This is a genomic window from Streptomyces sp. NPDC002206, from assembly GCF_053593595.1.
This window is the reverse complement of the sequence record NZ_JBSFCW010000062.1, coordinates 1-20,124: the sequence shown is the minus strand read 5'-3', so window position 1 is coordinate 20,124 and position 20,124 is coordinate 1. Positions and strand designations below refer to the sequence as shown.

Sequence of the window (20,124 nt, the reverse complement as noted above, 5' to 3'; positions counted from 1 at the left end):
AGCAGATACCATCTGCCCATCCACGACCACCGACCGAAACCAGCTCACAAAACGACCAACAGATCATCTTCAGAGCACGTCGGTGGATCGAGGCTTAGACTGGTTGACGTTGTCCGTGACCGCGATGAGCTGCGGGCGTCGGTGTTGAACGGCTGCTGACCGGCCGACTCACGGTTCACGGGCTCTACTGACAGAAAGTCTCGCAAGGTCGCAAACTGGCGACGCGCCGGTCCGTCCGTTCCCGGCTCACGCGGTGCACACACGGCCCCGTCGCGCTCTTCCCCTGAAGCGCGGTGGGGCCGCCGCACGCCCGCGCTCGCCTGACGCATGAGCAAACCATCTCGGGAAAGTTCAACCGCCTCGGGCGTGCTGAGTTGTTGCTTGCTGTGTGGGTGAACTGGTGCGGAATCCGGGCGCTTGCGGCTGTGACCCGCGACGGGGGCAGGGTGGCCATGCCGATCCGGTGGTGGCCGATGCCGGAGACACCTCCCGTTTGGGCGGGGTCAGTGCTCCGAGGTGGAACGGATCGCGGCGATGTCGAACTGGAGGCGGAGCCGCTCGCTGACCATCGCCCCGCCCTCCGCCAGCCGGGCGTTGTAGGTCAGGCCCCAGTCCGAGCGGTTGATGGTGGTGGTGCCGTCGAAGCCGACCCGTTCGTAGCCGAACGGGTCGGTGACATGGCCGATGTAGGTGAGGTCCAGCTCCACGGGATGGGTGGTGCCCCTGATGGTGAGGTCGCCGGTCATGCGGTAGACGTCCTTGCCCACGAGCTGAACGGCGGTACTCGTGAAGCTCATCCGCGGATACTTCGCGGCGTCCAGGAAGTCACGCCCGATCAGGTGGGCGTCACGCTGCTCCACCCCGGTGTCGACGCTCGCGGTGTGCAGCACGATCTCCGCGCGGGAGCGTGCCGGGTTCCGGCCGTCGAAGTAGAGGCGACTCTCGTACGAACCGAAGGATCCGCGCACCGTCGTCACCATGGCGTGTCGCACGGAGAAACCGATCCTGCTGTGGGCGGGGTCGATCATCCACTCTCCCGTGAGAGCTGCCAGGGCGGGATCCGGCATCACGGCAGCAGCGGGAGTAGTTGGAGCGGCGGGCGCCGCCGGGCGTCGAAGCGTGGTGCCGCGGCTGAAAAAGTTCATGGAACATGTTGTTACTCGGCGGTACTTCGCACGCGCAAGTCGCGGGTGGGAAACCCGCTCATGTATGAACAGACTTTCACAACTCGGGGCACTGCATGGGTACGGTCAGTCACAGGCGGTCCTCCGCAGGAACGCGTGGAAGGCCCTCACCGGGAACCAGCAGGGGCGGCGTCAATCACTGCACGTCGACGTCCCGTCGAGTTCGAGAGCGGCGAGGACGGTCAGGGTGCGCTGCCGTTCGTCGAGGCTGGCCCTGGTGGCGTTCCCAGTCGGTGCGGGCGGGTTCGGTGGCAGACTCCTTGAGAAGAGAAGGAGTTGCCATGGGGTTTGGCTTCCGGGTCGGTGTGCCGGGAATGAGTGTGCGGGTCTCAACACGAGGTGTACGTACGTCGGTCGGTCCCCGCGCGGCACGCATCAGCGTCGGCAGCGGCGGAACCCGCGTCTCGTCCGGCCTCGGCCCCTTCTATGCCTCCAGCTCGCTGCGCGGCGGAGGCAGCCGTCGCGGGACGAGTACCCGCCGCACGGCCTCGCGCCCCAGGTCCGTGGCGCCTTCGGCGGCGCAGCTCGACCGGGCACGTCGGCAGGCGGAGCGGGCACAGCAGGATGCCCAGCGGGATGCAGCTATTGCCGAGTTGACGGAGCTTCGCCGGCAGATGACCAGCGTGCATCTGCAGTCCTTCCCGATGGCGCGCCAGCCCGTCGTGCCTGGGCCTCCCCCGCTGGGCCTGCCCTGGGCGCAAGCCGAGGCGCAGGCGTTCCATCTGCAGCAAGTGGGCCGTTTCGCCCGCGCCGAACGCAGCGCGGCCAAGTCCCGTGCGGCCTTGGAGGCGCCCTCCTTCCTGTCCGCCGAACAGGCACGTCTGCATGCCGCGCACGCATCGCTGTGCGCCGAGGCGGAACACTGGTGGCAGGCACTCGCGGCGAACGACGAGGAGACCGTCTGCGAGGCGGTGAACACCGCGTTCTCCGACAATCCGGCTGCTGGGTGCGCAGTCGGTGTCGACGGCTCGGTGCTGTCGGTCGTCATGCGCCAGCAGGATCTCGACGCGATGCCCACCCAGACCCCGGGCCTCACGCCCAGCGGGCGCCCCACCCTCAAGAACCTCACCAAACGAGACCGGACCCTGTGGTGGCTCACCTCCATGGGCTCCAACATCATCGCCACCCTCAAGGAAGGATTCGCCACCGCACCCGGCATCACTGCCATCGATCTCGCTGTTCTCACCCGCCTCCCTGACACCCAGCTCCTCGGCTTCGTGACCTACGGGCGCTGGACCCGCCAGGCCGTCGAGTCGGCACCCTGGCACGAACCCGAGGACGCCCTGCGATTCCTGGACATCGGGCAGGACGTGGCGTGTTCGGTCACCACAACAACCTCCGGAACCTTCTCCAGCACGATCAAGCCGCTCGACACCAGCCGCACTACCGGACTCCAGGACCTCCTCGACCACGCCCAAGAGGACCCGGACACACCGGAACCTTCCCTGGCCGACCTGGACATCGGCCTCGGTGCCAACAGCACGCCAGGTAGCCGTACGCCGACCACCGGATCCGATCCGTACCGGATCCGCACCTTCGCGGAATGGCAGAGCGACACGGCGACTTCACCGATCTCACCCCGTCCTCCGAACCCGACCCCGCAACCGCACCGCGAGCCGCCCACGTCTCTCGTCCCCGGTCAGACAGTGGTGCTGCCGGAAGAGGCCTGGCAAGGAATGCTGATCGCGTTCACCTTCGCCGGAGCGGACGCCGACCTGACCCTCTTCCTGACGGGCACGGACAGCCGCGTGTCCGACGACCAGGACTTCGTCTTCTACAACCAGCCCTCTGCCGCCAACGGCGCGTCACGCCTCCTGGGCAAGCAGGCCGACGGCCCTCACGTCACCGAGAAGGCCGCCGTACACCTCACCGCCCTGCCCGAGCACGTCCAACGCGTCGTCGTCTCCATCAACATGGACGTGGACACCGGCCTGACCTGCGCCGCCCTCACCCATGCGGCGCTCTACATGGACTGTGCCACCGGCGCCGCCTGGACATTCCAGCCCCCAGCAGATCCCAACATCCGCGCCATGATCATCGCCGAGCTCTACCGGCACCACACGGACGGCCAACCCGTCTGGAAACTACGGGCCATCGGGCAGGGCTGGGCTGACGGCCTCGACGGACTCGCCCGCGCACACGGAGTCGACATCGAGTAACCACCCCCATCGGCTCCGTCGAGACGTCTAAAAGATGAGGCGGCCCGAGACCAATGTCCGCCGCTGGCGTGATATCCCGGCTCGACAAGTGGCGTGCCTCACGCGAGCACCTCACCTGGCAGCTGCGCCGCGCCGACCACCTCTCCGCTGGTACTGCCTCCCGTTCTCGTCGACACCCCGGCGGTCGGGGGCACTCCCAAATCCATCGATGCGCGTGGCTTTGTTCGCGAGAACCGGCTCTGGCCCAAATTGTGTGGAGTGGTTGCTCTCCGTCGCAGTATTGCCTCGGACAGGCGCTCAGTCGGTGAAATCACCGGTCTCGGACGGTCCACCTGGTGCGCCGTGGTCGACGAGGCGGAGGAGCTGTGGGTCTAGCGTGTCGGAAGCTGCCAGTAGCCTCAGGCACCATGGGCATTCAGATCGATGTAGTGGCGGGTTACCCGATCAATGATGAGATGGAGAGGGTGCTCGGGTTGGCGGAGGCGGTCGGCGAGCCCGTCACTGTCACGTTCATGTGGGAGGGGCGTGAAGAGGCGGAACGCGCAGTGCTAGTGCCCGCGGCCACGCTGGCGCTCTGGGAGCATTGGGCCCCCACCGCCTACCCGACGAGTGATGCTGGGGATGAGAACCGGGCTGTGGCGGAGGAGCCGGAACTGGCCCACCCAGCGGAATTCGGCGCGTTCACGCTCTTTCGTCGTCGCGTAGGAGGGCGCACGGCGGTTGCTCGCAAAGGCGTGGTGGTCGCCGAGCTACTGGACCCCGACGAGGCGCACTGGCTCCAGGAGAAGGCCCGCAATGTACGCCAGGGCTTCATGGATCCGAAGCAGAAGGCGGCGTTCGAGGAGTTCCTTGCCCGGCAGGCATCCCTCGATGAGCAGTGACGCGCCGACTCATTCGCGGCTTTGTAATTGATCTTCGGGCTCCTGTCCAATTTGTGTGGTGTGGTGACGCTCGGTCACGCCAACAGGACTCGTTTTCGGAGGAGTTCGGAGCCTGCGCGGCCGAACATCTGACGCTTGAGCATCTTGATACGGTTGACATGGCCTTCCACGACACCGGATTTCCAGGGCAGGGTCAGGCCAGCGACGACGGCGTCAAGGTCGCGTTCGAGGTGCTGGGCGAACAGGGCAGATCGGTAGCGGCTCTGGCTGCTTCGATCCACTGCGGCAGTTGGTCGCCTTGCAGGTCGGTGACCATGTGGGCGAAGGTCCGCACGTGCTTGGCGAGGGAGTCCAGCTCGGGGCAGTTGTCCAGTACGGCCTTGAGTTGGATCCGGTCGCTCTCGGCCAGGGCGTCCGGGTGGGTCAGGAGCCAGCGGGTCACGGCGCGGGCCGATGGCGGCCGGGCCCGACCGGCCGGGGCTTGCCACCGAGAGTCCTGCTCGCGTAGTTGCGGACGTTGCCGTAGCCTGTCCCGCTCGAAAATACGATTCGGTGCTGGGAGCTGCGGTGGTGTCGTTTGGTCAGGCGGCGCGGTGATACTGGTTGATCAATCCTCCGAGGATGGATTGTCGCCGGATCCGGTGGGCCTGGATGTCGGTGATGGCGGTCGGGTTGGACGGTTGATCGCTGTCCGGGGGTAGCTGTTGGCGGGATGGGTGGGGACGGTGTCCGTTGTAGTGCTGGATGTACTCGGTCAGCACTTTCACGGCGTGGGCCTCGTTGTAGATCAGCATGCGGTCGAGGAGCTCGCGGCGGAGGGTGCCCACGATTCGCTCGCAGATCGCGTTCGCTTTGGGTGCCCGTGGTGGGCTGAGCAGAATCTCCACGCCGTCGGCCTCGAAGACGGCGTCGAAGGCACGGGTGTACTTGCTGTCCCGGTCCCGGAGGAGGAAACGCAGCGAGTCGATGCGGCGGTCCAGGATCACGGCGAGGTTCCTGGCCTGCTGGACGGTCCATTGCGCGGCGGGATGGGCGGTGACGCCGGCGAGGTGGAGGCGCCGGGTGCCGTGCTCGATGACGACCAGGGCGTAGAGGCGCTTGAGTGACACGGTGTCGAGGTGGAGGAAGTCGGCGGCGATGATGCCGTGGGCCTGGGCGGTGAGGAACTGGCGCCAGGTCGGCCCGGAGCGCTGCGGGGCGGGGTCGATGCCGGCGGCATGCAGGATCTCCCAGACTGTGGACGGGGCGACCGCGTAGCCCAGGCGGGCGAGTTCGCCCTGAATCCGGCGGTGACCCCAGGTGCTGTTCTCGCGGGCCAGACGCAGAATGAGCTGCTTGACGGCGGGCGCGGTGGAGGGTCGGCCGGGGCGGCGTTGGGTGAACGCCCACTTGCGGGCGAGGAGTTGACGGTGCCAGGCCAGCAGTGTGGTGGGGGGTGACCGCGAAGACCTGGCGCCAGCGTTCGCGCGGGATCAGCCGGGAGAGTGCGGCGAACCAGATCCGGTCGGCGGGCTCGTAGCAGACCCGGGCGATCTGCCGGCGCAGCACCGCGTTCTCATGCCGGAGCACGAGAACTTCCGCATCTTTGGCCATACGGCTGCGCAGTACGGCAGCGGGCACAGTGATCAGATTCCGGACGAGCGTGGCGACGACCGCCAGCGACATCCGCAGATCGTCGCAGGCCAGTCGAGGCCTTGTCGCCAGGATCAGCAAACGTGCAGGCCACAGCCGCGAAATCGTATTTTCGAGCGGGACAGGATTCTCTGCGGCCAGCCGCAGCACCAGCTCTTTGATCGCCCTCGTGGTCGGTGGCCGGCCGGGCCTGCTCCGACGCTTGCTGTAGTCCCACCGGCGCGCCACGAGCCTTCGATGCCACGCCAGCACGGTGCCCGGAGCCACCGGGAACACCTGCGCCCAACGACGCCGGGGTATCAACGAGGACAACGCCGCGAACCACAGCCGGTCCGCCGGCTCGTAGCGCACCGGACCCGCAAGTTGCCTGCGCAGCACCGCGTTCTCGTGACGCAGGACAAGAAGTTCGGCGTCCTTCGCCACCTGCCGACGCAGGGTACACACCGTGGACGACCACCACGCAGACTCAGGCGAGCAGGAAGAGTGCCGCATGATCTACCAGCCACCCACGGCCCTGCCGCGGGACCTCCTCAAAGACGAGGACATGCAACGCGCGCTGACCGGTCATGACTTCGGGAAAGTCTTCCGGCTCGCACGCGAACGGGCGGGGATCAGCTACTCGAAGATCGCCGCCGAGTGCGACATCAAGCCCGACCGGGTCGGGACACTCGCGCGTGGCCAAGGCCGAATCACAACCTTCGAGAAGATCGTGCAGATCGCGGATGCTCTACACGTCCCCGGACGCGTGCTCGGCCTCGCTCCCCGCCCGTGGGAGACGGACGCCGCTCCTGCTGCAACATCCAGCACAGAGAACGGACCGTACGTGCGTCGCCGAACCATCCTCCAGGCAGCAACCACCACCGGCCTCGCCGCCGCCCTCCCGGTCCTCCACCGGCCCAACCCGCCGCGCCGCATCACCGACGCCTACGTCGACCGGCTCCGCGAACGCACCGCCCGCCTACGACGCCTCGACGACAGCCTCGGCGGAGGCGACACCTACCGCGTGTACCTCGGCGAACTCCAATTCACGAAGGGACTCCTGCGCCGCGGCTCCTTCACCGACGATTCGCGCCGCCGACTCACCGCGCTCCTCTCCGAACAGGCCCAGCAAGCAGGATGGGCCGCATTCGACGGCGGTCGCACACGCGACGCCGAATCCCTCTACGAAGAGAGCCGCGACTTCGCGCGCGACGCACAGGACACCGACCTCTACGGCAACAGCCTGGCCCTCCTCGCCTACAACACCATCGCAGACGACCGACGCACCGCCGTCGCGTTCGCAGAGGACTCCTGCGCCACGATCACCGCCCGGACGCCGTCCTCCGTCCGCGCCCTCCTCTACGAACGGCTCGCCTGGGCCTGCGCCCTCGACAACCAGGCGGACGGCACGGAGAAGTCGCCCTCACCGCCGCACGCAAGGCCCTTGCCGACGCGCAGGACGACGAACCTCAGCCCGACTGGTCCGTCTGGGTCGACGACACCGAGCTCGACATCATGACGGGCCGCTGCTGGACCGAGCTCCGTCGTCCTCTCCGCGCCGTACCCGTCCTCACCGACGCCCTCAACCGGTACTCCGACGACCACGCACGCGACAAAGCGCTCTACCTCTCCTGGCTCGCCAACGCCTACCTCACGGCCGGCGAGGTCGAGCAGGCGGCCGTGACGACCGGCCGCGCGCTCGAACTCTCAACAGGTGTCGCCTCCATCCGGCCCCGGCAGCGCATCGCCCCGCTACTCGACCAGCTACGCCCTCACGCGGATCTATCCGTCGTCCGGGACCTTCTGGAGCATGCGGCCGGTTAGGGAGCTACAGAGTCAGCGATCCACTTCTTGCACCCTTCGGCTCCCAGGGTGATCGGTACGGCACACAGCTCCGGGTTGGCCCACGGGTGATGCTCAAGGAGGTGCGCCTCCAGCTCCGGGTAGCGGTCCGTCGTCGTCTTGAGGAGGAGCTGCCACTCCTCGCCCGTGCCGTACTCGCCCAAGTGCCAGAACACGCTCGTGACCGGCCCGATGATCTGCGCACCGGCGGCGAGCCGCTGCTGGACTACCGGGCCCGCGAGGTCGATTGCCTACTGTTTCGTCTCCGTGGCCGTGGATACCTGCACGTATTCAGTCATGGGGCCGAGTGTAGGAACTGGCGAGTCCCGCGTGCCGTGAACCGGCCACCGCCAGTACGATCGCGCCCCGTGGCAATCGAACTGAGCGACGAACTGATTGAACTGGAAAAGGCAGCATGGGCCGAGCAGCAGGAGAACCGGCTGACGGTGGAGACCGTGGCCCGCGTGCAGGTGGCGATCACCGACCACGCCGAAGCGACGGAACAAAACCGCTACGACGTCGAGCAGGAACTGAAGAGGGTCACGTGGGACATTCCGAGCCTGACGGCGGCTGACCTGCGCAGGGGCCCCGCCGGGTTCGTTGCACACCAGTTCGGAGCGGCCGGGCCGCAGCGTCACCGTGGTTGAGGTCGACGCGCCCGGGATGATGCCTTTCTCGGCCCCTGCGCCGCGGCCGCGTGGCACGCCTCCACCCCATGCCGCCGCATCGATGCCCCCGGGGAGCCGATGGGGCGCTGCCCAACGGAGTGGCCTGCCGACCCCGCCGGACTCGGTCTCGAACCTCTGTGCGCTACCCCTCCTGCACCACGGGGCGCGCGTGCTCGACGGTGTCGTCAATGAGGACGACCTGGTGTCCGACGGCGGCGAGCAGCGAGGCGGCGATCGCGGCCCGGAAGCCGCTGCGGCAATGCACCCAGTGCTCGGCCTCCGGCAGGGACACGATGGCGTTGGGCAGTTCGGGCAGCGGGATGTGGCGGGCACCGGGCAGGTGGCCGGAGCGCCACTCGCGGTCACTGCGGACGTCCAGGACCTCCACCTGTCGCCCGGTCCGGACAGTGGCGAGGGTGGCGAAGTCGGATCGCGGGTAGGAGGCCAGCTCTTGTGGGCCGACCCATTCGAGCGGGTTTCCGACGGCGGCAGCCGCAAGATGGTCGAAGCCGATCCGCAGCAGCTCGATGCGGGCTGCCTGCAACTCGTTGTGGTCGGCGGCCAGCAGGGTGACGGGGGCGTCGAACGGAACCAGCCAGCCGAGGTAGGTGGCAAGGGATCCGGAGGCGTCGAAGTTGACCGTGCCCGGCAGATGGACCGGTGCGTAGTCGGCTCGCGGACGCACGTCGACCACCCACTCGCCCGCTGTGATCCGGTCGGCCAGTTCGGCCGGATCCGCAAGCCTTGGCCCGGGGAGCGAGGCGCGGGGCGGCGGCCCGGCGGCGTTGATCGGCGCCATCCGGCGGTAGTACGCGGGGCAGGGCTCCAAACCCGTCAGTGTCCCGGTCACGAAGGCGTCTTCGGTTTGGCTGAAGACAGGGTTCACGGCCCGTTCGCGGCCGATGGTGGAGCGTTGGACCGCGCCGACGGTCGTCGCGGCGCAGAAGCTGCCGAAGCCGTGGGTCGGCAGGATGACGGTGTCTTCGGGTAGTACCTCGGCCAGGTGGCGCACTGATCGGTACTGCTGGTGGGCGAGCGGCTCGGCCAGGTCTGCACCCATGAGGTCGGTACGGCCCGTGGTGCCGTACAGCAGGGAGCCGCCGGTGCATACCAGCCGAGGCGCCCCGTCGGCGGGCGCGAAGGCGTAGGCGAGGTGGTGGTCGGTGTGCCCGGGTGTGGCGATCACCTGGATCCGCAGCTTCCCGGCCGTCAGTTGGTCGCCGTCGCCGACCCGGACGGCGTCGAAGCCAAGGGGCGGCCCGGCTGGCACCGCGTACGCCGCCTGGCAGCGGCGTGCGAGCTCCAGACCGCCTGTCACATAGTCGTTGTGCAGGTGGGTCTCCACGACCGTGTCGAGCCGCAGGCCGCGGTCCTCGAGCACACTGGTGACGCGCTCCAGGTCACGTTGCGGGTCCACGGCGACCGCGACCGACCCGTCCGTGATCAGGTAGCTGCGGTTCCCGAGGCTGAGCGTGGAGATCTGGATGATCTCCACGCTATCGGGCAGCCGCTCGGAGAGCCGCAGCTCGGCCTGGGTGGCCCGGCCCGGCTCCGCCTCGACCGGCATCTCCGTGACACCACGCGGCGAGAGCGCCCGCAACACCCAGTGCCCCGGGGGCACGTAGAAGCGGAATTCCCCAATCGCGGAGGTGACTACCTCACCGACGAACTCCCCTGCCGGATCGAGCAGCCGGACCCAGACGCCCGCGGCCGGCCCGTCGGCGACCTGGACGCGGCCGGTCACGACGGTTCGGGTGGTGGGTTTGGGATCCACAGGTGTCGCGGTCATCTCTGATCCATCTCGCGCAGCCCCGCCTATGCTTCCGGCGGGGTCACTTCTCGATCGGAACGCCGACCATCGAGCCGTACTCGGTCCACGAGCCGTCGTAGTTCTTCACGTTGGGGTGGTCGAGCAGTTCGTGGAAGACGAACCAGGTGTGGGCGCTGCGCTCGCCGATCCGGCAGTAGGCGATGGTGTCGCGGTCGAAGTCGACGCCTGCGTCGAGGTAGAGCGCCCGGAGTTCCTCGTCTGTCTTGAAGGTGCCGTCGTCGTTGGCCGCCTTGGACCAGGGGACGTTTCTGGCACCGGGGATGTGACCACCGCGCTGCGCCTGCTCCTGCGGCAAATGGGCGGGGGCCAGCAGCTCACCTGAGAACTCCTGGGGGGAGCGGACGTCGATCAGGTTCTGGTTCTGCTGCCCGATCGAGGCCAGCACCTCGTCACGGAAAGCCCGGATCGAGCAGTCCGGCTCCTTGGCGGTGTAGCCGGTCCTCGGTCGCTGCGGCACCTCGTCAGTGAGCGGCCGCAACTGCAGTTCCCAGATTTTGCGACCGCCGTCGAGCAGGCGCACGCGCTCGTGCCCGTAGACCTTGAAGTACCAGTAGGCATAAGCGGCGAACCAGTTGTTGTTGCCGCCGTACAGGACAACGGTGTGGTCGGGCGTGACGCCGCGCTCCGACATCAGCTCCTCAAAGCGCTTCTGGTCCACGAAATCGCGGCGGACCGGATCCTGCAGATCGTTCTTCCAGTCCAGCTTCACCGCGCCCCGGATGTGACCGGTGTCGTAGGCGCTCACATCCTCGTCGACCTCGGCGATCACCATGCTCGCGTCGTCCACGTGCTGCTGCACCCAGTCGGCGTCGACCAGGGATTGGTCACGGCTCATGGGCATGCCTTTCACTCGGGGTGTACCCCTCTTCCAGCACAACCCCTGCCTCGGAAGGCGTCAACATCAGGATCCGCCTGGCACCTACAGGAACCCCGCTCCAGAGCTGGAGCGCGCCGGTCGCAGGGCCGCTGGAAGACGTCGCCGGTGCTGACGATGGCTGGAGGCTCGCTCCAAGCCCCTGGGCGCCGCTCTGGCATCTGGCGTGCGCCGTAGCGGGCGGCCCAGGATCCCGCGGGCGGTGGCCTCTACCAGCCGGTCACATCGAGCTCGGCGTACATGCCGGCGGCGTAGTGGCCGGGTTCGTTGCACACCAGTTCGTAGCGGCCGGGCCGCGGCGGCGAGGGTGAAGACGCCGGAGCCGGTGTCCTGCCAGCTGACGGGGAAGACGACCACGGGTGCGTAGGTGAAGAACTGCTCTCCGTGAGCGGCTCGCAGGATCGCGTTCCAGGCCACGGCCCGAGGGCCGCGGCGAGCGCACCGGTCGCGACGACGGCGCGGCTGCCCGGGTGGCGGCGATGAGGACGGCGGCGAGGACGGCCGACAGCGCGGCGCCGTAAACGACCTGGACATCCCACATGCCACCTGGCTGGACCTCGACTACGGCAGGGCCGGAGCGGGACCAGCTTGGCTACGTGACGTCTGCAGCCGACTGAAGGAAAGCGGGCTAGAGCCGTTGGAAGGGCTCAAAGGCTACGACGAGGCCAGCGACATCCGCGACAATCTCGAGCCCAAAGAGATTCGCACGATCCAGCAGCACCTGCGCACGTTCGGGATCTTCTACGCCGCGCCGCTTGACCTCGACTACGCCATGCTGCAGAAGTTCCAGGCCGCCTACAAACATCCTGAACCGGGCGACTGCGGCCCACACTCCAGCGACCCCACCAACACGGCCATGGGAGAGGGGGGAACCAGGCTGGCCTACTGGAGCAACGAGGAACGCCTTGAACTGCTGCGTTGGTACCGCTACCTGTTCCTGTCGCGCTCGAAACCAAGCACCCACCTGCAGGCGCTCGGCCACCTGAGCGACGGCGAGCTGAGCGCAAACCGGAGGTATGGGTGCCGACCGTTGCGCTCCTGTCGCTATCGGTGAGTCGGCAGGAGCGCGAGTGCTGTCCGTTGCGACTGGTCAAGCCGAGCTTCTCCAGGCAGCCGAGTTTCACAGCTCCCGGGGTAGCAGGTGGCGGAGGCCTGGGCATTAGTTGGTACCACTGGTACCATGAATACCATGTCGGAACCCAAGGCCATGAACCTACGCTTCCCCGATCCCGAGCAGCGGGCCGCCATCGCGGCCGCCGCAAAGCAGGAAGGGGTCAGCATGCAGGAGTACATCCTGTCCGCCGCCTACGCCCGCGCCACCGCCATCGAGGACAGGTTCCTGGACAGTTTCAAGGAATCGATGGCTCGCAGCGGCGCCGCGTTCGCCGCCGAGCCCAGCAGCATCGACGCCACCGCGGAGCAGCGTGCCGCTGAGCAGCAGGCGCGCGAGTTCGAGCAGCAGGGGCAGGGCCACGCCGCGTGACCCAGCCCGAACCGATCCACCCGCTCGACGTCACCTACCTGCTGCACGCCGCCGAGCTCCTCGACGGCGACCCCCAGATCGACGACTACGGCCCCCTCTATGCCGCGGTCGCGCGCGTCAACGCCCAAGCCATGGACCGTGACATCTACGGCTCCCTGCACCTCAAAGCAGCAGCCCTCCTCCAGACCCTGGCAAAGTTGCCTTGCCTGGAGCATTCCAACGAAGCATTCGCCTGGCACTCCGCCGAGGCCTACCTCACCCTCAACGGACACCGGCTCGACTACCCGCCCAAAGCAGCCCTCGCACTCGTTCGGGACGCCGCCTCCGGGGCGCTCGGTGTCGCCCGGATCGCCCGCCAGCTGCACGGCTGGACTGTCACCTGACTCCTCGGGCAGAAGTCTGGGCAGCGGGGCACGGCCCGCCCGGTCGACGTGCGAAGGGCTGTGTCACGTTGGTGGGGGTGTGACCGGCTGATGGCGTGTCAGGGTGTGGTGGGGCCGGGTGGCAGTTTCGAGTCAGGCCGCGGTGGGCATGGCGGCGGTACCGGTGATCTGGTCCCAGATCGCGAAGCGGATGGTCATCTCGGCGCGGTGGCCAGCAGCAGTCATCAGGAACTCCGGGTCCGGGTGCACATTGAACGACCAGGCCCGCTGGTCAGGTGCCAGGTATTCGGCGAGGATCCGCTGGATGATCAGGTCCATGGACGGCGAGGGCCGCTGGTAGGCGGGTGGGTGGATCATAAACCGGCCGATCGCGATGTGCTCGCCGGCCCGGAGGGGGCCGGCGGCCCGGACGTGCCGCCAGGCGGCGGCCACGACGGGGTCCGCTGCGGCTTCCTCCTCGCCCCGGCCGCCGACCGGTCGAGGTCACCAGCCTGCGGCGGAACTGCCTGGAACTCACCGACGACGGCGACGTGCTCATCTGGGACAACCACAAGAAGCGCCGCTACGGCCGCAAACTGCCCATCGCCAGCGAGACAGCCGAGGCGATCCGCCGCTGGCAGGCCCGCCGCGAGCTGATCCCGGCAGCGGCCACCGGCAAGGACTACCTGTTCCCCGCGATCACCCACCGCAGCGGCGTCCCGCACATGGAGCCCGGCTACCTGGGCACCTACCTGCGCGAGTGGATCAAAGCCATCCCCCAGCTCGTCAGCGACCAACTCGACCACTCCGGCAACCGCCTCCCGTTCGACCGCGCGCTGATCTTCCCCTACGCGTTCCGCCACTCCTACGCGCAACGGCACGCCGACGCCGGAGTGGCCGTCGACGTTCTGAAAGAGCTGATGGATCACCGATCCATCGTCACCACCATGGGCTACTACGACGTCTCGATGAAGCGCAAGCGCGAGGCCGTCCAGACCATGCGCCTGCACGTGGTGGACCGCGCCGGGCGGCCGGCGCCCTTCGCCACCGACCTGGCCTACGAGGCCCGCTCGGTCGCTGTCCCCTGCGGAAACTGCACCGAGCCGTCCAACATCAAAGCCGGCGGCAAGAGCTGCCCCCTGCGGTTCCAGTGCGCCGGCTGCGGTTTCTACCGGCCCGACCCGTCCTACCTGCTCGCGATCGAGGAGCACCTCAACGCGCTCCGCGCCGACCGCGAGACCGCCATGGCCATGGACACGGACGACTTCGTGATCCGCAACCTCACCGACCAGATCACCGCCTTCACCGGAATCCTCGACAACATACGCGAGCAACTCAGCAGCATGAACGACCAGGAGCGGTCCGAAGTCGAGGAGGCCAGCGCGGTCCTGCACAAGGTCCGCGCGACCCAGGAGCACAAGCTCCTGCCCCTGACGGTGATCCGCCCAGCCAAGGACGACGATGCCCGCTGACAGCCCCTCAACCGCCCCTGCAGACGCCCTGCGGGCCGCCCGGCAACGCGACAGCCTGACCAAGCGCGGACGCGTCCTGAGCACCCTCGACACCATGCTCAAGGAGGGCGAACCCGTCACCTTCGCCGCCGTCGCCAAACGAGCCGAGGTCTCCACCTGGCTCACCTATGCACCCGGCGTCCGCGATCACAACGAGAAGGCACGCAAGCAGCAGGAGAAGGAACCAGTCCGGGACCTGGACTCCGGCCGGGTCGTCAGCCCCTCCAGCACCCGCACCGACCTCCTACTGGCTCGTGAGGAGATCCGCCGACTACGCGAAGAGATCCACGACCTCCGCGAGGGCATGCGGCGCCAGCTCGGCCGCGGGTTCGACCACCTCGGCGGCCACGATCTGCGCGAGCGTCTCGACGAGCTCACCCAGGAGAACCACCGCCTGGCCGCCGAAGCCCGCGAAGCCCCGGCCGAGAACAGGACCCTCACCGAACGGGTCCAAGCGCTGGAGGTCGATCTCGCCGGCGCCAGGACCAGTCTCAGGCGCATGATGCGCGAGCAGAACTGATCCACCAGCCCGGGCACCGGAAGCCCCCTCAGCACTGCCACAAGAACTTCGCACACCCACACGGCTCGCAGGCGAACGCATAAGCGCCGCCGCAGCCACCGAAGTTCATGGCAGTGCTGTGATCCGGGCCTTCCTCAAGCTGGACGATCAGAGGCATTGGAGAAGCACACGAGGGACAGGCAGGGGTCTCGTCATTCTGGATCCAGGCGGGAGTCCCGCCGAGCTGACCGAGCACCGATGAAGCCGGGCGGTCCTCTCTCGATGCCCACTCCTCCCCGGCCAGGTCATAGTCGGACTCGTCCACCTGCACCAGGCTGACCGTTCGAACGGAGCCGAGCTGAAGCAGCGTCTCGTCAGCATCAGCTGGCTGGGGCAGCGGGACAAGATCCTCAGCAGGGAAGAGAAATGCCTGGTTCCCACCGGAGTCCGGTTCCCAATCACCGCACATCCCCGGATCGTTCTGGCACGCGAACATCGCGAGGATTCCGCGACCCTCAGCGCCGTCTCCGAGGTCGTCCAAGACCACCTGGGCAAGGAACTGCATCGGCCCACTGCACTCCGCACAGCAGGGCCACACAGTGCCGGACGGCGCCAGTGGCACTCCACCAGTCCGGGTCACCTGAGCAGCAGTGTCAACCGGACCTGCATCGATCATTAGAGTCGTCACGGCCGAGACTCTAGGACAGACCTCTGACACTCCTCAGACGGGCTGAAACCGACAGTTCCCGCCAGCACCGTGACTCACAACATCAGAAGCTCTTGACCTGCAAAAACGCTACATTCACCCGAGATAACGAGGGCTCCGAGGACCGTGACGTGGTACAGCACGCGGGTGGTGCCTTCGGTGTACTCCCCCAGCGGCACATGGCCCTCGCGGGTGAAGCGTTCGGGCCCGATCTTCGGGTCCATGGATATGGTGACGATGGCCCGGTCGAGGCGCACCAGGTCCGACACCGACAGCTTCGCCAGGCCGGGTTCGCATTCCGGGATGAACGCGAGTCCGGCACCTACCGCTCTACCCTCACCCCACCCCCGGCCAGGGCCCCCGCTACGACTGACCCGCTCCTGGGTGGCCGCACCTGCGGTCACCCAGGAGTCCCCCTCGCTCATCCAAGGAACAACGCACGTGGTACGTCGAAGCCAGAGCAGCAACCCTCGTTCGGTCGTCGTCCTGACCTCGGGTACGGACTGGGGTACCCGTGCCGCTGGGCAGCGGCGGAGCAGCGGCGCCGAGTCCCCCATACCCAAGCGGCAGCCCGCGAAGATCAAGGCGTTGCAGCAGACCGTCGGGGTGGCCCGCCTGGCAATCGAAAGGAAGCGCTGGAACGAGGCGCGTTACGCGCTCAGCCGGGCTCGGGCCCTCACGAGCGCCCTCCCCACCAACGTGGCCGTCCAGGAACGCGAGAAGCTCTCGGCGCTCCGCAAGAAGTACGCAGCGCGCAACACGCCGGCCGCGAAGAACGCCAAGCAGGCGAAGGCGACACCAGCCGGGCGTGCGGGCGGCAAGAAGCCCACCCCGAAGAAGGCCACGGCGGCGAAGAACGCCGCACAGAAGCCGAAACCCGCGCCCGTTCGCGACCTCGGTGACCGTTTCATCAATCGCGCGGCCCTCGGTTACGCCCCCACGGACAAGACAAAGGGTTCCTGAGCACGGCGAAAGCGTGCCGTCCACCGCTCAGCCGACGGCACGCCCTCCCGTCGCTCAGCGCTCCGACGCGAACCGCACGAACTGTCCCCAGCCTTCGCGGTCCACCGCGAAAGCCGGACGGGTCACGTCCTTGGAGTCCCTTACGTGAACGGTCTGTTCGGCGACCGCGACCTCCACACAGCTGTCGCCCTCGCTGCCGCTGTAGCTGGACTTGAACCAGGCGAGTTCCGTCGTACCGCTGTTCATCGTTCTCCTCGAAGTCGCTCCAGCAAGGCCCGGGATTCGTTGGGGCTCAGGGCCTGCGAGCGCAGTGTGTCATAGCGTTGGCAGAGCACACTCACCTCCTTCGGGTCGGAGATCAGCCGCCCGTTCTTCTGCCCCTCGGAGTACCCGAGCCGCCGCCCCTCCAGGGTCTCCAGCACCTGCACCGGCCCGTCCAGGCACGCGTGCAGCCCGGCCTCCAGCGGCACCACCTGAAGGGTCACGTTGCGCGGGGCGGTGAGCTCAAGGACATGGTTCACCAGCTCGCGCATCATCTCCGCGCCACCGAACCGCCGCCGGAACACGTGCTCCTCGACGATGAAGCTGAACGGCACGGTCGGCCGCTCCCGCATCATCGCCTTCCGTTCCATCCGCGCCGCGAGCTGCTCTCCCAGTTCCACGTCCGTCCGCAGCGGGATCGTGCCCTCGAACACCGCCCGCGCGTACGCCTCCGACTGCAACAGCCCCGGCACCAACCGGCATTCGTACGTGCACAGGCTCACCGCCTCCCGCTCCAGCCGCGCCCACCGCCGGAACCACGCCGCGAGCCCCGCCTCGCCCCGGGTGAGATGACAAGCGGCCTTCCGCAGGGCACCGGTGTTGCCGAGCGCTTCCTCCGCACGCTCCACGAACACCCCGTCCGGCATCCGTCGGCCCAACTCCACCGACTCCACGGTGTGTTTGGAGTACTGGACCCGGGCGCCGAGCTCGATCCGACTGAGCCCCGCGTGTTCGCGTAGCGCCTGGACGACCGCACCGAACGTGCGCAGACTGTCGGACGGATGGGGCTCCCGCTCCCACTCCCCCGCCGGAACCCCCTGCGCGCCAACGCCCCCAGCCGCCTCCCCCACACCGATGCCCATCCGCCCCGCCTCTCTCCGCACCACACCGCGACGGCTCCTGACACCGCCCTGGGCTCGCCACTCAGCGTGACGGAAAAGACACCGTACTGTCCACTCTTCGTGCCCGTACGTTGACTCCGCGTACGGGGTGCGGCTCTCGCCCCCAGGCGCCTCCGGCCGTCACTCTGACGCCATGAACCACGCACTGCCCCAAGTCGACCGCCTCTCCCGCACCTTCACCCAGCTCCTGTCGTCCACACGGCGCGGCGCCCGGCTGGCCAGGCTGCTCGCCGTGACCGAGCTGCGGACCTGGGGCGCCCCGCAGGACCTCACGGAGCGTGCCGAACTCGTGGTCGCCGAGCTCGCGGCCAACGCCGTCCTCCACGGCCTCGTGCCCGGCCGCTGCTTCCGGCTCACGCTCGTCTTCGACCCGGCGGCCGGCCGCCTCCGCGTCGAAGTCACCGACGCCCGCGGGGAGGTGTACCCGCAGCCCCCTCCGGCGGACGCCGAACCCGAGGCGCTGCACTCCGGCGGTCGCGGCCTGCTGCTCGTCGCCGCCCTCGCCGACCACTGGGACTGCGTCCCCCACCCACCCGGCGGCAAGACCGTCCGGGCCGAGCTGTCGACTCCTTGACCAGCAGGTGTTCGTCACCGTACACGCCGCCGCCCTCGACGTTCAGGACAGTCACGAGCAGGTCAACGCTGCGGCTGTCATCGTGCTGCCGGACGCTGTGCGGAGCACCGTGATTCGGTGTGTCATCAAGTGCCCCCGCATGGTGAGTTCGACTCATAGGGAGGCTACGATCCGACTCAACGCAGTCGGCGGGTCTCAGGAATCCATCCCTTGCGATGGGCCCTCCGGTCCGGGGCACCTCGGTGCTGATCACATCGGGTACTGGGGATCGGGCCCTGTGCTTGCACAGGGTGGCGGAGGGATACAGCGGACCGCCCGTGGCGGGGCGGTGGAACGGCTCAAGGTGAGGCTCGCCGGCTGCGTCTTACAGGTGAGGGACGAGGCGGTTCGGTGACGATGGCAGACAACTTCGTAGACCTCACCCCTGCGCAGTTCCTCGAGGCGGCGGTGAGCGGCTCGATCTTCCCGTACACCGAGCACCGGATCCCCAAACACAGCGGCGGGCTGAGGACCTTGCATGCCCTGGTCCCGCGGTTGTCCGAGATGCAGCAGGGAATCCTGGCCCGTCTGTAGACTCTTCCAGCCAGGTTCCAGCCCCACCCAACAGCGTTCGCCTACCGAGGTGGCCGCTCGGTCGTGGACTGTGCCGCCATCCATCTACGAGCCCACACCGTGATCCGCCTGGACATCGCCGACTTCTTCGGGAGCATCCGGGAACGACACGTCCACGCCGCGCTGAAGGACGCCTGGGCTCGCCCGACGGAGCGCGAGTACCGGATCGATCTTGTAGAGGACGGCAACGGTCTCCGGGAGATCGGCCTGCGTCGTATCGGCCGCACGCTGAGCACGTACACCACCGCCCGGCTGGTCACCGTGTCTCCGCCCGGGCCGAACCAGACCTGGTCGAACCGTGGCACCGGGCGTCGCAGCGTGTACCTGGAGGCCACCGGACAGAGCTTCTCCGTCAGCCGGCCCGACTTGCTCTACAAGCACACCCGCGAGGGGTTCCTGCCGCAGGGCGCTCCTACAAGCGGATACCTGTCGAACCTCGTCATGCGCGACGACCCTGAGAGCCACCAGACCCCCTACTACCTGCAGCGACGCATTTCTGAACGGCACAGGTTCAAGCGTGACCTCGCCGACACCGGGCCGAGATCTGACACACAGGGACTTGATAGGTAACTCATCTACTGTCCACGCCGTGTTCGCCAACTACCTCATCGGCCTGCGCGAGGAGACTCGAAGCGTCCCTCGTCGTCGACATCCTGGTCGCCTACCTGGTCAAGAGCGGTCGCCGTGACCGTCTGCCGCCCATCTGGGCCAGCGTGCTGACCGCGATGGCACTCAGCCTCGCCTTCGGCGCGGTGCTCACCTTCACCTCCTCCCAGATGTCCTTCGATGCCCAGGAGGCGTTCGGGGGCAGCCTGCCCATCGTTGCGGTGGGCTTCGTCACCTGGATGGTCTTCTGGATGCGCCGCACCGCCCGGCACCTCAAGGCCTGCAGGGCAAGCTCGACGCTGCCCTCGCGATGGGCGCCATGGCACTGGTGCTCACCGCGTTCATCGCGGCCGGCCGAGAGGGACTGGAGACTGCCCTGGGCACAGTGCAGTCTTAGACCGACCGGCAAATGGATCACTTGAGGCGTCGGGTGCTCGGGCGGCTGTCCCAGCGGTAGCGGCTGGTCGCGCGTCGAATGAGCATGCGGAGCGTGACGAGTACGGCGGCGAGGTGGAGATAGAAGTCCACGACCATGCCGTTTTTCTCGGTGCAGCGCCGCAGCTTGCCGTAGGCGTTCATCCAGGAATGCGTGCGC

The 20,124-nt window shown here is 67.9% G+C and carries 23 protein-coding genes and 5 pseudogenes; 15 read left to right on the top strand and 13 right to left on the bottom strand.

Annotated elements, in window-relative coordinates; all coding sequences use genetic code 11:
• Positions 1-503: 503 nt before the first annotated feature.
• The gene (locus tag ACWCP8_RS40005) at positions 504-1,145 is read right to left on the bottom strand and encodes a YceI family protein (RefSeq protein ID WP_352270241.1); all 642 of its coding nucleotides are present in this window, start codon (positions 1,143-1,145) and stop codon (positions 504-506) included.
• Positions 1,146-1,798: 653 nt separating this feature from the next.
• On the opposite strand from ACWCP8_RS40005, the gene ACWCP8_RS40000 reads away from it, so the two are divergent.
• The gene (locus ACWCP8_RS40000; RefSeq protein WP_352270242.1) at positions 1,799-3,343 is read left to right on the top strand and encodes a TerD family protein; all 1,545 of its coding nucleotides are present in this window, start codon (positions 1,799-1,801) and stop codon (positions 3,341-3,343) included.
• Between the two features lie 407 nt (positions 3,344-3,750).
• On the top strand, positions 3,751-4,224 hold the full coding sequence (locus ACWCP8_RS39995) for a hypothetical protein (protein ID WP_352270244.1): 474 nt from the start codon (positions 3,751-3,753) through the stop codon (positions 4,222-4,224).
• A gap of 193 nt (positions 4,225-4,417) precedes the next feature.
• On the opposite strand, the gene ACWCP8_RS39990 is transcribed toward ACWCP8_RS39995, so the two are convergent.
• From ACWCP8_RS39990 to ACWCP8_RS39980, 3 genes and pseudogenes are all read right to left on the bottom strand, one after another.
• On the bottom strand, positions 4,418-4,666 hold the full coding sequence (locus tag ACWCP8_RS39990) for a hypothetical protein (RefSeq protein WP_352270246.1): 249 nt from the start codon (positions 4,664-4,666) through the stop codon (positions 4,418-4,420).
• A 139-nt stretch (positions 4,667-4,805) separates the two neighbouring features.
• Positions 4,806-5,889 (bottom strand): annotated as a pseudogene (locus ACWCP8_RS39985) (integrase core domain-containing protein).
• A gap of 90 nt (positions 5,890-5,979) precedes the next feature.
• A pseudogene (locus ACWCP8_RS39980) lies at positions 5,980-6,348 on the bottom strand (hypothetical protein); the annotation flags it as partial.
• Between ACWCP8_RS39980 and ACWCP8_RS39975 the strand changes: the two are divergent.
• The gene (locus ACWCP8_RS39975; protein ID WP_352270247.1) at positions 6,347-7,354 is read left to right on the top strand and encodes a helix-turn-helix domain-containing protein; all 1,008 of its coding nucleotides are present in this window, start codon (positions 6,347-6,349) and stop codon (positions 7,352-7,354) included. The pseudogene ACWCP8_RS39980 and the gene ACWCP8_RS39975 sit on opposite strands and share 2 nt — an antisense overlap.
• Positions 7,351-7,659, top strand: a complete 309-nt coding sequence (locus ACWCP8_RS39970; RefSeq protein WP_352270249.1) for a hypothetical protein — start codon at positions 7,351-7,353, stop codon at positions 7,657-7,659. The genes ACWCP8_RS39975 and ACWCP8_RS39970 overlap by 4 nt, the downstream gene beginning before the upstream one ends.
• Here the strand turns inward: ACWCP8_RS39970 and cutA are convergent.
• Entirely contained in the window at positions 7,656-7,925 is a 270-nt protein-coding gene (cutA, locus tag ACWCP8_RS39965; RefSeq protein WP_451121424.1) for a divalent-cation tolerance protein CutA, read from the bottom strand. The two genes, ACWCP8_RS39970 and cutA, sit on opposite strands and share 4 nt — an antisense overlap.
• A gap of 120 nt (positions 7,926-8,045) precedes the next feature.
• Here cutA and ACWCP8_RS39960 point away from each other — a divergent pair, with 120 nt between their 5' ends.
• Positions 8,046-8,324 (top strand): hypothetical protein, encoded by a 279-nt coding sequence (locus ACWCP8_RS39960; protein ID WP_352270252.1) that lies wholly within the window; start codon positions 8,046-8,048, stop codon positions 8,322-8,324.
• Between the two features lie 163 nt (positions 8,325-8,487).
• On the opposite strand, the gene ACWCP8_RS39955 is transcribed toward ACWCP8_RS39960, so the two are convergent.
• Both ACWCP8_RS39955 and ACWCP8_RS39950 read right to left on the bottom strand, forming a co-directional pair.
• On the bottom strand, positions 8,488-10,134 hold the full coding sequence (locus ACWCP8_RS39955; protein WP_356006696.1) for a DUF1416 domain-containing protein: 1,647 nt from the start codon (positions 10,132-10,134) through the stop codon (positions 8,488-8,490).
• A gap of 43 nt (positions 10,135-10,177) precedes the next feature.
• Positions 10,178-11,011, bottom strand: coding sequence for a sulfurtransferase (locus ACWCP8_RS39950; protein ID WP_451121414.1), 834 nt, complete (start codon positions 11,009-11,011; stop codon positions 10,178-10,180).
• 676 nt (positions 11,012-11,687) lie between these two features.
• On the opposite strand from ACWCP8_RS39950, the gene ACWCP8_RS39945 reads away from it, so the two are divergent.
• The 3 genes from ACWCP8_RS39945 to ACWCP8_RS39935 all read left to right on the top strand — a co-directional run bounded on the left by ACWCP8_RS39945 (position 11,688) and on the right by ACWCP8_RS39935 (position 12,916).
• Complete coding sequence (locus ACWCP8_RS39945; RefSeq protein WP_352270256.1) at positions 11,688-12,104, top strand: hypothetical protein; 417 nt, start codon at positions 11,688-11,690, stop codon at positions 12,102-12,104.
• A gap of 126 nt (positions 12,105-12,230) precedes the next feature.
• Positions 12,231-12,533, top strand: coding sequence for a type II toxin -antitoxin system TacA 1-like antitoxin (locus tag ACWCP8_RS39940; RefSeq protein ID WP_328624099.1), 303 nt, complete (start codon positions 12,231-12,233; stop codon positions 12,531-12,533).
• Positions 12,530-12,916, top strand: a complete 387-nt coding sequence (locus ACWCP8_RS39935) for a fic family toxin-antitoxin system, toxin component (protein ID WP_352270258.1) — start codon at positions 12,530-12,532, stop codon at positions 12,914-12,916. The genes ACWCP8_RS39940 and ACWCP8_RS39935 overlap by 4 nt, the downstream gene beginning before the upstream one ends.
• Positions 12,917-13,048: 132 nt before the next feature.
• On the opposite strand, the pseudogene ACWCP8_RS39930 reads toward ACWCP8_RS39935, so the two are convergent.
• Positions 13,049-13,144, bottom strand: a pseudogene (locus ACWCP8_RS39930) (IS6 family transposase); the annotation flags it as partial.
• Between the two features lie 215 nt (positions 13,145-13,359).
• Here ACWCP8_RS39930 and ACWCP8_RS39925 point away from each other — a divergent pair.
• Both ACWCP8_RS39925 and ACWCP8_RS39920 read left to right on the top strand, forming a co-directional pair.
• Positions 13,360-14,367, top strand: a complete 1,008-nt coding sequence (locus ACWCP8_RS39925) for a tyrosine-type recombinase/integrase (RefSeq protein ID WP_451121422.1) — start codon at positions 13,360-13,362, stop codon at positions 14,365-14,367.
• Complete coding sequence (locus ACWCP8_RS39920; RefSeq protein WP_451121411.1) at positions 14,357-14,926, top strand: DUF6262 family protein; 570 nt, start codon at positions 14,357-14,359, stop codon at positions 14,924-14,926. Before ACWCP8_RS39925 ends, ACWCP8_RS39920 begins: the two co-directional genes overlap by 11 nt.
• A gap of 28 nt (positions 14,927-14,954) precedes the next feature.
• Here ACWCP8_RS39920 and ACWCP8_RS39915 read toward each other — a convergent pair whose 3' ends face one another.
• Both ACWCP8_RS39915 and ACWCP8_RS39910 read right to left on the bottom strand, forming a co-directional pair.
• A complete protein-coding gene (locus tag ACWCP8_RS39915) occupies positions 14,955-15,581 on the bottom strand; it encodes a DUF1963 domain-containing protein (protein WP_451121420.1) in 627 nt (208 codons plus the stop codon).
• An 86-nt stretch (positions 15,582-15,667) separates the two neighbouring features.
• Entirely contained in the window at positions 15,668-15,880 is a 213-nt protein-coding gene (locus ACWCP8_RS39910; RefSeq protein ID WP_451121409.1) for a hypothetical protein, read from the bottom strand.
• A 172-nt stretch (positions 15,881-16,052) separates the two neighbouring features.
• Between ACWCP8_RS39910 and ACWCP8_RS39905 the strand changes: the two genes are divergently transcribed.
• Positions 16,053-16,574, top strand: coding sequence for a hypothetical protein (locus tag ACWCP8_RS39905; RefSeq protein WP_451121407.1), 522 nt, complete (start codon positions 16,053-16,055; stop codon positions 16,572-16,574).
• 54 nt (positions 16,575-16,628) lie between these two features.
• Here the strand turns inward: ACWCP8_RS39905 and ACWCP8_RS39900 are convergent, their stop codons facing one another.
• Both ACWCP8_RS39900 and ACWCP8_RS39895 read right to left on the bottom strand, forming a co-directional pair.
• Complete coding sequence (locus ACWCP8_RS39900) at positions 16,629-16,820, bottom strand: DUF397 domain-containing protein (RefSeq protein ID WP_352270261.1); 192 nt, start codon at positions 16,818-16,820, stop codon at positions 16,629-16,631.
• Positions 16,817-17,698 carry a helix-turn-helix domain-containing protein gene (locus ACWCP8_RS39895; protein ID WP_451121418.1) on the bottom strand — a complete coding sequence of 294 codons (882 nt, stop codon included), beginning with the start codon at positions 17,696-17,698 and terminating at the stop codon, positions 16,817-16,819. Before ACWCP8_RS39895 ends, ACWCP8_RS39900 begins: the two co-directional genes overlap by 4 nt.
• A 172-nt stretch (positions 17,699-17,870) precedes the next feature.
• Between ACWCP8_RS39895 and ACWCP8_RS39890 the strand changes: the two genes are divergently transcribed.
• The 4 genes and pseudogenes from ACWCP8_RS39890 to ACWCP8_RS39875 form a co-directional block, all read left to right on the top strand.
• Positions 17,871-18,311, top strand: a complete 441-nt coding sequence (locus ACWCP8_RS39890) for an ATP-binding protein (protein ID WP_352270262.1) — start codon at positions 17,871-17,873, stop codon at positions 18,309-18,311.
• Positions 18,312-18,701: 390 nt separating this feature from the next.
• Complete coding sequence (locus tag ACWCP8_RS39885; protein WP_451121405.1) at positions 18,702-18,884, top strand: hypothetical protein; 183 nt, start codon at positions 18,702-18,704, stop codon at positions 18,882-18,884.
• Between the two features lie 63 nt (positions 18,885-18,947).
• Positions 18,948-19,493 (top strand): hypothetical protein, encoded by a 546-nt coding sequence (locus ACWCP8_RS39880; RefSeq protein ID WP_451121403.1) that lies wholly within the window; start codon positions 18,948-18,950, stop codon positions 19,491-19,493.
• A 19-nt stretch (positions 19,494-19,512) separates the two neighbouring features.
• Positions 19,513-19,908: pseudogene (locus tag ACWCP8_RS39875) on the top strand (FTR1 family iron permease); the annotation flags it as partial.
• Positions 19,909-19,943: 35 nt separating this feature from the next.
• On the opposite strand, the pseudogene ACWCP8_RS39870 reads toward ACWCP8_RS39875, so the two are convergent.
• A pseudogene (locus tag ACWCP8_RS39870) lies at positions 19,944-20,124 on the bottom strand (IS5/IS1182 family transposase); the annotation flags it as partial.